This is a genomic window from Pseudomonas sp. fls2-241-R2A-110 (assembly GCF_030209165.1).
GTDB lineage: Bacteria > Pseudomonadota > Gammaproteobacteria > Pseudomonadales > Pseudomonadaceae > Aquipseudomonas.
Genome location: NZ_JARVSN010000006.1, coordinates 40,728 through 51,871, shown reverse-complemented (window position 1 = coordinate 51,871; position 11,144 = coordinate 40,728). Strand labels below are relative to the sequence as shown.

General features: G+C 58.9%; 12 protein-coding genes. All 12 read right to left on the bottom strand.

Annotated elements, in window-relative coordinates:
- Positions 1–65: 65 nt before the first annotated feature.
- Positions 66–1,034: an L-arabinose ABC transporter permease AraH gene (araH, locus tag QRN31_RS04400; RefSeq protein WP_285430445.1), complete on the bottom strand. Its 969-nt coding sequence runs from the start codon at positions 1,032–1,034 to the stop codon at positions 66–68.
- A gap of 12 nt (positions 1,035–1,046) precedes the next feature.
- Complete coding sequence (gene araG / locus QRN31_RS04395; protein WP_285430444.1) at positions 1,047–2,591, bottom strand: L-arabinose ABC transporter ATP-binding protein AraG; 1,545 nt, start codon at positions 2,589–2,591, stop codon at positions 1,047–1,049.
- Positions 2,592–2,657: 66 nt separating this feature from the next.
- Complete coding sequence (locus QRN31_RS04390; protein ID WP_285430443.1) at positions 2,658–3,662, bottom strand: substrate-binding domain-containing protein; 1,005 nt, start codon at positions 3,660–3,662, stop codon at positions 2,658–2,660.
- A gap of 115 nt (positions 3,663–3,777) precedes the next feature.
- The gene (locus QRN31_RS04385; protein ID WP_285430442.1) at positions 3,778–4,596 is read right to left on the bottom strand and encodes an SDR family oxidoreductase; all 819 of its coding nucleotides are present in this window, start codon (positions 4,594–4,596) and stop codon (positions 3,778–3,780) included.
- 196 nt (positions 4,597–4,792) lie between these two features.
- Complete coding sequence (locus tag QRN31_RS04380; RefSeq protein WP_285430440.1) at positions 4,793–5,668, bottom strand: SMP-30/gluconolactonase/LRE family protein; 876 nt, start codon at positions 5,666–5,668, stop codon at positions 4,793–4,795.
- A gap of 126 nt (positions 5,669–5,794) precedes the next feature.
- The gene (locus tag QRN31_RS04375; RefSeq protein WP_208669401.1) at positions 5,795–6,511 is read right to left on the bottom strand and encodes a FadR/GntR family transcriptional regulator; all 717 of its coding nucleotides are present in this window, start codon (positions 6,509–6,511) and stop codon (positions 5,795–5,797) included.
- A gap of 110 nt (positions 6,512–6,621) precedes the next feature.
- The gene (locus QRN31_RS04370; RefSeq protein ID WP_285430438.1) at positions 6,622–7,182 is read right to left on the bottom strand and encodes a DUF1285 domain-containing protein; all 561 of its coding nucleotides are present in this window, start codon (positions 7,180–7,182) and stop codon (positions 6,622–6,624) included.
- A gap of 15 nt (positions 7,183–7,197) precedes the next feature.
- Positions 7,198–7,803: a DUF4823 domain-containing protein gene (locus tag QRN31_RS04365; protein ID WP_285430437.1), complete on the bottom strand. Its 606-nt coding sequence runs from the start codon at positions 7,801–7,803 to the stop codon at positions 7,198–7,200.
- A gap of 95 nt (positions 7,804–7,898) precedes the next feature.
- Positions 7,899–8,867 (bottom strand): GTP 3',8-cyclase MoaA, encoded by a 969-nt coding sequence (locus tag QRN31_RS04360; protein WP_090186745.1) that lies wholly within the window; start codon positions 8,865–8,867, stop codon positions 7,899–7,901.
- 138 nt (positions 8,868–9,005) lie between these two features.
- On the bottom strand, positions 9,006–9,644 hold the full coding sequence (locus QRN31_RS04355) for a TetR/AcrR family transcriptional regulator (protein WP_008152317.1): 639 nt from the start codon (positions 9,642–9,644) through the stop codon (positions 9,006–9,008).
- 342 nt (positions 9,645–9,986) lie between these two features.
- Complete coding sequence (locus QRN31_RS04350; RefSeq protein WP_285430433.1) at positions 9,987–10,772, bottom strand: TatD family hydrolase; 786 nt, start codon at positions 10,770–10,772, stop codon at positions 9,987–9,989.
- Positions 10,773–10,786: 14 nt separating this feature from the next.
- Positions 10,787–11,143 (bottom strand): PilZ domain-containing protein, encoded by a 357-nt coding sequence (locus QRN31_RS04345; RefSeq protein ID WP_285430431.1) that lies wholly within the window; start codon positions 11,141–11,143, stop codon positions 10,787–10,789.
- Position 11,144: the final 1 nt, after the last annotated feature.

The window sequence follows — 11,144 nt, the reverse complement described above, 5'->3', positions numbered from 1 at the left end:
AGTCATGCATGGATCCTGTGGGAGCGGGCTTGCCCGCGATGGCGCCAGTAGGGTGGGCGCAAATCTCAGCGTTGCTTGAGACGATCGATCACGACAGCCAGCAGCAGGATCGAACCGCGAATCACGTACTGATAGAACGTGTCGATGTTCTTCAGGTTCATCGCGTTCTCGATGATCGCCAGAATCAACACCCCGGCAATCACATGCCGGATCATGCCAATCCCGCCGCTCAGCGACACCCCGCCCAACACGCAAGCAGAGATCACCGTCAGCTCGAAACCCTGGCCGATCATCGGCTGACCGGACGTCATGCGCGACGCCAGGATTACCCCGGCCAACGCACCAATCAAGCCGTGCACGGCAAAGATAATGATCTTGGTGCGGTCAACGTTGACCCCGGCCAGCAGTGCCGCTTCCTGGTTGCCGCCGATGGCCATGGTGTTGCGGCCGTAGGTGGTGTAGTTCAGCAACCAGCCGAAAAACAGGAAGCACACGATGGTGATCAGGATCGGCACGGGCACGCCAAACAACTGGCCGTTACCAAAGACGAAGAACGATTCCTGCGACACGCCCACCGCTTTGCCGTTGGCAAAAATGTAAGCCAGCCCCCGCACGATCTGCATGGTCGCCAGCGTGGTAATCAATGCGTTGACCCGCAGTTTGGCGATCACGATCCCGTTGATCAGCCCGACAATCAGGCCCATCAACAGCGCCGCGCTCACACCGAGGAACACACTGTCGGTGTCACGCATGACCACCGCCGCGACCACGCCGGCACAGGCAATCACCGAGCCTACCGACAAGTCGAAATGCCCGGACGCCAGGCAATACAACATGGTGCAGGCCGCGATCCCGGTGGTCGAAATCGCCAGGCCCAGACCGCGCATGTTCAGCGGCGAGAGGAAGTTGTCGATCAGTAAGGTGCAGGCTACAAAGATGGCGACGGCTGCGAGCAGCATCACCCAGTCATCGAGAAAGCGCCGCAGGTCCAGAGGTTTGCGCTGGGTGGGCAGGGCGTTGTTTTGGGTTGTCATCATAGTCACCTCTCAGTTCGCCACGCCGTCAGCGCGTTGGCGCGGCAAAGCCAGTTGCAGCAGGTTGGATTCATTGGCCTCTGCGCGAGACAGCTCGCCGCGCATCACGCCTTCGCAGAGCACCAGGATGCGGTCGGAAATGCCCATCACTTCCATCAGGTCGCTGGACACCACGATCACCGCGATGCCGCTGGCGGCCAGGTTATGGATGATCTGGTAAATCTCGGCCTTGGCACCGATGTCGATGCCGCGAGTCGGCTCGTCCAGCAGCAGGACTTTCATCGGCATCGACAGCCAGCGACCGAGAATGGCCTTCTGCTGATTGCCGCCGGACAGGTACATGATTTTCTGTTCGGCGCTCGGCGTCTTCACCTTCAACGCCTTGATATGTTTGTCGGCATTGCCCTTCTCCCACAGGCCGCGCAACAGGCAACCGAAAGTGGAATGCGCACCGCGAGCACTGATGTTGATGTTCTCGGCGACGCTGGCGAGCGGGATGATGCCCTCCTTCTTACGGTCCTCGGGGCACAGCAGAATGCCGGCCGCGATAGCATCGCGGGGGGAACGCAGTTTCACTTCATGACCGCGAAGCTCCAGGCGTCCAGCGGTATTGCGCGTCAGCCCGCTGAGCATCCGGAACAACTCGGTACGCCCCGCGCCGACCAGGCCGAACAGCCCGAGAATCTCGCCCTTGTGCACCTCGAAACTCACCGGCTCACGCAAACCCGGCCCGAGCAAACCTTCAACCTTGAGTGCCACCGCGCCACGCTGGCGGCTGCGGTAATCGTAGATGTCCTGGATGTCGCGACCGACCATGCACGTCACCAACTGATCGTGGGTCAGTTCGTTCATGTCCTCGAACGTGCGCACGTAGCGACCGTCCTTGAACACCGTCACCGCGTTACAGATGCGAAACACTTCTTCCATGCGATGGGAAACGTAGAGCACCACTTTGCCTTCGTCGCGCAGGCGCCCGATGATCGCCATCAAGCGATCGATCTCGCGCGCCGACAGGCTGCTGGTGGGTTCGTCGAACGCAATGACATGCGCGCCACGGGACAATGCCTTGGCGATTTCCACCAACTGCCGCTGGCCGAGGGACAGGCGCCCGACTTTCTCCTGCGGATCGATTTCATCGGCCAGGCCCTTCAGGCAGGCCAGTGCTTGCTGGCGCAGCGCGCCGCGATTGATCAAGCCGAAACTGGCCGGCAAGTGCCCCAGGAAAAGGTTCTCCGCCACACTCATTTCCGGGACCAGATGCAGCTCCTGATGGATCACCGCGACGCCGCTGCCAATGCTGTCGGCGGTGGACTTGAAGGCCATCGACTGTTCGCCGATCTGCAGGTCGCCGCTGCTCGGCGTGTAGGCACCGCCGAGGATTTTCAACAGCGTGGATTTACCGGCGCCGTTCTCGCCCATCAGAGCGTGAACCTGGCCCGGATGGGCAACGAAGCTGATGCCGTCCAGCGCCTTCACTCCGGGAAAGGTCTTGCCGATTCCGTTGAAGCGCAGGCTGCCGCCAACGCTGTGCTCGTGTGTCTGTACTTGCGCGTGCATAAAACCACCTCATCACACAGATCAGGCAGCCCCGTCACCAGGGCCGCCGATGAAATCAACCAAGCCTCAGTTCCACAGGCCGATCTTTTCCAGTTCCTGCTTGAAGTTCTCGCGAGTGATCAGTGTCACGTCGTCCATCGCGGTGTATTTCGGTGGCTCTTTGCCGGTGGTGACCCACTCGTACATCATGCTGGCGGTGTTGTAGCCCTCAATGTGCGGGCTTGGCAGCATGGAACCGAAGAAGCCGCTGTTGGCCTTCTTCAATTCGCCGATGGCGTCTGTGCCGTTGATGCCGATGCCGATCACGTTGGCCGCTGCAAAACCGGCGCTTTCGGTGGCGCGCACGCCGCCCAGCACGGTGTTGTCGTTCATGCCGCCGATGATCAGGTTTTTCGCCCCGGCCGGCAGTTTGACCAGCGCCGAGTTGGTGGCGTCCATGCTGCCTGGCACGTCGAGGGTTTTCTGCGCGGTGAAGAGAATGTGGTCTTTTGGAAAACCGGCGTCTTGCAGTGCCTTGGCTGAACCGTCAGTGCGTTTCTTGCCAGTGTCGAGTTCGTTGAAGGTGTTGATCACCGCGTAGGTTTCTTTCCAGTCCCAGCCACGTTTTTTCGCTTCGGTGGCCATGGCGCTGCCCTGTTTCTCGCCGACCTCAAACGCGGCCATGCCCAGATAAGGCACGTCTTCCATGAACTTGCCGCTGGCATCGACAAAACGGTCATCGACCGCGATCACTTTCAAACCATTGGCTTTGGCCTTGGCCACGATAGCCGGGCCGAGGCCGACGTCTGGCGGGCAAATCACAAAACCTTTCGCGCCGTTGGCGGCCAGGCTGTCGATGGCCGAGAGGGTTTTCTCGCCGTCAGGCACGGCGATCTTGATGACGGTGAAGCCTTTGTCTTTCCCGGCCTTTTCGGCGAACGCCCATTCGGTCTGGAACCAGGGCTCTTCCGCCTGCTTGACCAAAAAACCGATCTTCACTTCTTCTGCCGCCAGCAACGTACTGCTCAAGCTGACCGCAGTGACCGCCAAAGCGGCACAGCACAGGGAACGGATCCCACGACGACGATTCATAAGCTGACTCCTTGTTATTTTTTTTGAGGCGTTATTTGAAAGCCGGTAGAGCAAATAGTCATATCGTATGATGATTGGATTTCAGACGGAGTTCGGCGTCTGAAACCTGTTTTATTCAGTCGTGGTACATCACCGAACGCCCACCATCGATGGTGATGCACGAGGCATTGATGAACGGCGCTTCATCGCTGGCCAGGAACACGGCGGTCATCGCCACTTCCATCGGCTGCCCGATGCGGCGCGGCGGATGCAGGTCGAAGGCCCGCTGACGTTCGGCGTGAGGGTCGGCAAAGCCGTTCCAGTAATCGACGTTCAACTGGGTTTCGATATAGCCCGGTGCAATCGCGTTGACGCGAATGCCCTTCGGCGCATATTCGATGCCCAGGGCGCGGGTCAGGCCGAGCAAACCGTGTTTGGCCACCGGGTAGGGAAAGCAACCCGGAATGATGTGGCTGGAGTGCGTCGAGGCAATATTGATGATGCTGCCGATACCCTGCTCGATCATTTGCGGCAACACCGCTTTGCAACCGTACCAGGCGCCATCAAGGTCGATGGCGAAGCAGCGATGCCAGTCCTCTTCGGTCATTTCCAGTGGATCGCGGAACACGTTGACCCCGGCGCAGTTGACCAGAACGTCGATGCGCCCGTGCAGGTCGACCGCCAGTCTGGCCATGGCGTGCAGGTCTTGCTGGCGTGACACATCGGCTTTGAGGGCGACCACATCCGCACCCTGCTCACGCCAATGCGCTGCAACTTGCTCGACTTTTTCAGCCTGAATATCGCTGATCACCAGCTTGGCCTGTTGCGACGCGAAGGTGGCAACGATGGCCTCGCCAATCCCCTGCGCCGCGCCGGTCAGCAGCACGACCTTGTTTTTCAGGCGCTCGCCCTTGGGCGGTTCTGGCGCCGGCGGCAAGGAAAGAGGCTCAGCCATGGCTCAGCGCTCCTGTTTGCAGGCACGGCAAAAACCGGGCATCTGTCGATGACCGGCCAAAAGGCTTTTCGGAAAATCGCTGCATCACTTCACCTGTTTTGTTTTTTTAAGTGTGAGTGCGTGTAACTGATGGCCGACTATAAACCCGACCACCGAATAATCTCAATATATAATTTTACGTCCCATATTTTGGGATCTATCCAGCGAATCGGGTACAGGGTTTTCCAGCCACATCGACGCGGATCGACAGCAATGCACCATCCAGCGGATGGTTGAGCGGGCTGGCGGCGCTGGTGATGTACAGGGTTTTCAGGTCTTCGCCGCCGAACACGCAACTGGTCGGACGGCTGACCGGCAGCTCGATCACACGGTCGACATGCCCGCTCGGCGCCAGCCTGAGCAGACAACTACCGTCCCAGCGGGCATTCCAGATGAAACCTTCGGCATCCATCGCCGAACCATCCGGGCCGCCACGCGCATGGGGGCCAAACCAGACGTACGCGGCATCCAGGCTGCCGTCGGTGTGAATGAAATGCTGATACAACGTGCCGTCGAGGCTGTCGCCGAAATACAGCATCGTTGCGTCATCGCTCCACAGCAATGTGTTGGGAATGCCCAACCCACGCAGCAGCGGCGTGACCCGGGCATCGCGGTCAATGCGAAACAAACCACCGCTGCGCCGTTCGATCGGCAGGTCTTCGCCCTGCTCGCCGATGTTGTTTTGCATGGTGCCGAGCCAGAGCCGACCCAAGGGATCGCAGCGCGCTTCGTTGGCGCGATTGCCGGGTTGAGGATCGGCGACGCAGAACAAGGTCAGGCGCGGCTCAAGTCCCGGCGAATCCAGATCGAGTCGATAGACTCCGCTGCTCAACGTCACCAGCGCATCGCCGCTTTCGCAGGGAATGAACGCGGACACGTGCTCCGGCATCTGCCAGATCTGCACATTGGCACCGATCAGCCGTAGCGCCTGCTGACCGGCGATGTCCACCCAGTACAACGCTTGCGTCGGCGCATCCCAAAACGGGGCTTCGCCCAGTTGCGCACGGTGTCCGGTAACCGCATTCCACGTCATGAAGCCTCCTGCGTTGCACTGTAGGTGGGAGCGAGCCTGCTCGCGATGGCGGTGTGTCAGGCAACTTGGTCGCTGAATGTTCAACCGCTATCGCGAGCAGGCTCGCTCCCACAAGGTTCGTTGTTGTCAGCTGGCTTTTTTGTCGGCCATGACTTTCGGGTAGAAACGCTTGATCGCCAGGTCAGCGTTATCGATCAGCGTCATGCACGCCCAGACACCGCGCGCGGAGTCACGGGCGGCGATGGCGTCGGCCATGTCTTTGTGAATGGGCAGCGTGCGGCGCAGTTCGTCCGGGTCGGCGGCGGACACTTCAAACGACACGGCCAAGAGTGCGCCGAGGGCCGGGACCATTTGCTCGATGAATTGATTGTGGCTGGCAGCGAGGATGCATTCGTGGAAGAACTGGTCGGCGCGGTTGTAATCGATGCCGCTGTCGACGGCTCGCTCCAACGCGTTATAGGCCTGAAGCACGGCTTGCACCTGTTCGACGGTCGCTCGTTCACAGGCCCAGCGCACCGCCATCGGCTCGATGGTGCGGCGCAGGTCGAGCAAGTCGTCGACGAAGTTTTCCGGCAAGCCGCTGCGTGACAGCCAGCCCACGACTTGCGGATCAAAGAGATTCCAGCGCCGCACCGGCAACACCCGTGTGCCAACCTTCGGCCCGACTTCGAGCATGCCTTTGGCGACCAGGGTCTTGATGGCTTCGCGGATAACCGTGCGGCTGACACCGAGTTGTTCGCCGAGATCGGCTTCGACCTTGATGGTTTCGCCGGGTTTGACCTGGCCGGCGGCTATCCAGCAACCCAGCCAATCGACGGTCGATGCATGAAAACTGCTGGACATGGGCACCTCGAAGCAGGAACGGCAAAAAGCCGTTCGCGATGGGAGTCCACGCTAATCATCATACGATTGGGTGTCAATTTGATTTTTGAACAAAATCAAACTGGGAGCGATTACGGTTCGAGACCGATCTTGAAGAATTCACCGCCGCTCCACACCCCGAGCCAGCGTTGTCCGTCGATGTCGCGGCTCACCGCCAGCTCCACCAGTTGGTAGAACACATTGCGGTGGATCAGCGCTTCGAGGTTGGTGCGCACATGCACATACGGCGCAGGTTCTTGCGTGACCGGATCGATGACCACGCGGATCGGGTGTTCGGCGCCAGCTTCGGCAACCTCGTCGACGTTGGTGGTGAAGCGCAGGAGCTGGGCTTCGCCCTCGCCCTCCACTTCCAGGGCAATCGCCACAAACGGCGCGTCATCAACCTTGATGCCCACCTTCTCGACCGGGGTGATCAGAAAATAATCATCGCCGTCGCGGCGAATGATAGTGGAGAACAGCTTGACCATCGGCTTGCGCCCGATCGGCGTGCCCAGGTAATACCAGGTGCCGTCGCGCGCAATGCGCATGTCGATGTCGCCGCAAAAGTCGGGGTTCCACAAGTGAACCGGCGGCAAGCCTTTGGTTTTGGGGATTTGCCCCAACAAGTCGTTGGCTTTTTGCGGGCCACTCATGGCGTTCTCCTTGAATTACTGGTCGCTGAGCCCGATCAGGCCGCGCGCGTATTGCTCCAGCGGCCGGCTAATCAGATCTTCTGGCTTGTTGTCGTAGAACGTCAGTAAACCGCCACGACTCTTGATACGTGCAGTATCAATCAAATACTGGGTGCTGGTCTCGATCAACATGATCTGAATCACCCCGCTGTCGATGCCAAGTCGATCCACGTATTCCTGATCGAGCCAATCATCCGAGTTGCCAATCCGGTCGTCGGCCTTGGCGAATCGGGTGTAGAGCAGATAATGGGCACCGGCAGCACGGGCTTCGCCCATGGCCTGGTCGAGCCCTTCGGGCGCACGGGCGCGGCGCACCATCGGGAAGTATTCGATAAAGCCATTGAAGGCTTCTTCAGCAACCACGTTGGGCCGCGGGTAGGCACTGCCTGGCGGTGCAAAAGCCCCCTGGGCGATGTAGATGAATGAATCCGGCTGAATGCGCAGGTTATTGGAGCGGTGATTGTCGCTGTGATCCAACAGCCCCGCATCGCTCATGTGGTAGCGAGTCCCTTCAGCCATGTCGCTGACATTCATGCAGCCACCAAGCGCCAAAACGGCCAGCAGCAAAACCAGGCTACGCATCCTACCCTCCAGAGGCCGGTGACGGAAAACCGGCGAATGGCCATTGGATGCAGCTTCCGCGCCAGCTCAAGCGTATGGGTGCCTCACAGGGCGCATCAGCCGCCGATGATCTTCATGATGGTCGCGCCGCCGGAGAACGCCACTTCCTGTTTGTCCCCCAAGGCTTTGACCAGAAGGCGCTGCAACGCAGGCAATGCCTGATGACGCGGCTTGTCCAGCAGGTCTCCGACATAGTGACGGTTGCTCGACGACAGGCAACCGTGCAACCAGCCCGTGGACGACAGGCGCAGCCGTGAACAGGTGCGGCAGAAGGGAACGCTTTCGTTGGCGATGACGCCGAAATGCCCAAGCCCTGGAATTTCATAACGCACGGCAGTGGCGTCCACGGGCGCGTCGGCTTGCAGGTATTCGTAGCGCTCGCCAATCAGGCTCAGCAACTGCTGAAGGCTGACGAACTGCTGCAGAAAGGCGTTGTTATCGCTGGCCAGGTGACCCATGCGCATCAGTTCGATGAAGCGCAACTCATAGCCCTGCTCAAGGCAGTAATCGAGCAGCGGCATCACCTGATCGAGATTTTGGCCACGCAACGGCACCATGTTGACCTTGATTTTGAGGCCAGCGGCCTTGGCCTGATCCATACCATCGAGCACGGTCGCCAGATCGCCGCCACGGGCAATGCTGCGAAAGGCACTGGCATCCAGGGTATCGAGGGAAACGTTGATGCGGCGAATGCCGGCATCCACCAGCAAGGGCAGTTTTTTCGCCAGCAGCTGACCATTGGTGGTCAGACTGATGTCTTCCAGGCCCATCTTGCCGACAGCTGTCATGAAGGCTTCGAGTTTGGGGCTGACCAGTGGTTCGCCACCGGTGATACGCAAACGCTCGATGCCGGCGGCTTCGATCAAATAAGCCACGCCGCGCGCCATGGCCTCGGCCGACAATTCATCCTGCGCAGCCACCAGGCGCTTGCCGTTAGGCACGCAATAGGTACAAGCGTAATTGCAGGCTGAAGTCAGACTGATCCGCAAATTGCGAAAACGCCTGCCTTGACGGTCAACGATCATGGATCACTCCGGCAAAAGGAATTTGAACGCACAAAACTTGACTCACAAATCAAGTTTTAGCAAGTCCTATACCTGAGTATATTCCTGAGGTACTGCGCCATATAGCAAAAACATGGCGCAATAAGGCGACTGAATGGTTCAGCTGCTCGGCGTGTCGGTATCGCGCTTGCGTTTGTTGCCCATGCGCACACCAATGTCCATCAGGAACTGGAAAAAGCCTTCCTGATCTTCCAGCACGTTGCTCCAGAACGGCGAGTGATACAGCGCAACAGCGCCGTGCACCAGCGCCCAGGATGCGCAGTAATGGAAGTATGGTGGCACGTCTTCGAGCTTGCCTTCGCTGATCCGGCCCTTGATCAGCAAGGTCAGGCGTTCAAAGTTCGAGGCGCGGATCTTGTGCAGCTCCTCGACCATCTCAGGCACCTGATTGCCCTTGACCACCTTCTCTTCCAGGCGATCGAACAAACGATAGCGTTGCGGGTCGCGCATGCGGAATTCGAAGTAAGCCCGGGACAGGGCTTCCTTGTCCTTGTCGACATCGGCCGAATGCAACAGCTCGTTCAAATCACGCTCGTAGTCGAGCATCAGGCGCAGGTAGATCTCGGCCTTGGATTTGAAGTGCTTGTAGATCGTGCCTTTACCGATACCGACGGCATCAGCAATCATCTCGACGGTGACACTGTCTTCACCCTGGTCGAGGAACAGCTTGAGCGCGGTATCGAGAATTTCTTGCTCGCGGCGACGAAACTCACGGACCTTACGAGGTTCTTTATGCATAAGAAAAGGTCTGTAGGGGTCAAAATTCGAAGCCGCGTATTATGCCTAACTTACGCAAAAATGCACGGATCATCCGACCATATCTGTGTTTCTTGATGATTTCAGAAAGGATCGTCCATTGATGAGAACTCTTCTGAAGCGCCCGTATTCCAAAATTGTTTAAAAATCAGGGCCGGTAAACTGGACTCGGCGCAATACTGATCAATACTTCAACTGTCGGCGGGGCATCTCCCCCAAGTGTCGCGCCGATATAGGTACCAACGGACCGCGTGCCTTTGTTTTACTCCTAATGGTCTTAACCCGGATTCACCCCCCAGAACCCGGGTTTTTTTTGCCTGCGATTTAACCTTTCACATGCGCCAGCGGAAACAGCCGCTTGAAGTTTTCAGTGGTTTGCGCGGCAAATCGCTCGTAGGACTCGCCTCGCAACATTGCCAGAAATTCCGCTACCTCGCGAACGTACTGCGGCAGGTTCGGCTTGCCGCGATGAGGGATCGGCGCGAGATACGGCGAGTCGGTTTCCACCAATAACCGATCAGCCGGCACCTTGCTGGCAACATCGCGCAGTGCATCGGCATTGCGAAAAGTGACAATGCCGGACAGGGAAATGTAATAGCCCATATCCAGCGCTGCTTTGGCCATATCCCAATCTTCCGTGAAGCAATGCAGCACACCCGCCTGAGGCAACGCTGCCTCGCGCAGAAGGTTCAGCGTGTCGGCGCGGGCACCGCGGGTGTGGATGATCACGGGCTTGCCGGTTTGCCGGGCCGCCTGTAGATGCAGACGGAACGACTCCTGCTGCAACTCTGCCGCTTCTGGCTCGTAGTGATAATCCAGACCGGTTTCACCAATCGCCACCACACGCGGGTGATTGAGTTCGCGCAACAGCCAGTCAAGCGCCGGCGCGGCACCCGGCTGCACATCCAGAGGATGCACGCCTACCGAACAATCGACATCGTCATAACGTTCAGCCAGGGCTTTGACGTCCGCGGCGTTGTCGACGCTGACACCGATACATAGAAAGTGACCGACCCCGCGCCCCCGGGCCGCATCGAGCGCAGCATCGAGTGAGCCGTCGTGGGCGGCAAGGTCAAGACGATCGAGGTGACAATGGGAATCTACGAGCATAAAAGGGCTGCAACTTACATCGTATGAGTGGGACGGTCGGACTTAAGGGCTCCGGCCAGATGGGTTTCGATTCGGCTGCGCGCGGTGTTGTCGCCGTCGTTGAACTGCACGCCGACCCCGGCAGCCCGGTTGCCCTGTGCACCTTTGGGCGTAATCCAGGCGACTTTACCGGCCACCGGAATCTTCTCCGACTCATCCATCAGGTTCAGCAGCATGAATACCTCATCGCCCAATTTGTAGCTCTTGTTGGTCGGGATAAACAAGCCGCCGTTCTTGATGAACGGCATGTAAGCCGCATAAAGCACCGACTTGTCCTTGATGGTCAGGGACAAAATGCCGTTGCGCGGCCCCGGATTCACGGCTTCATTCATG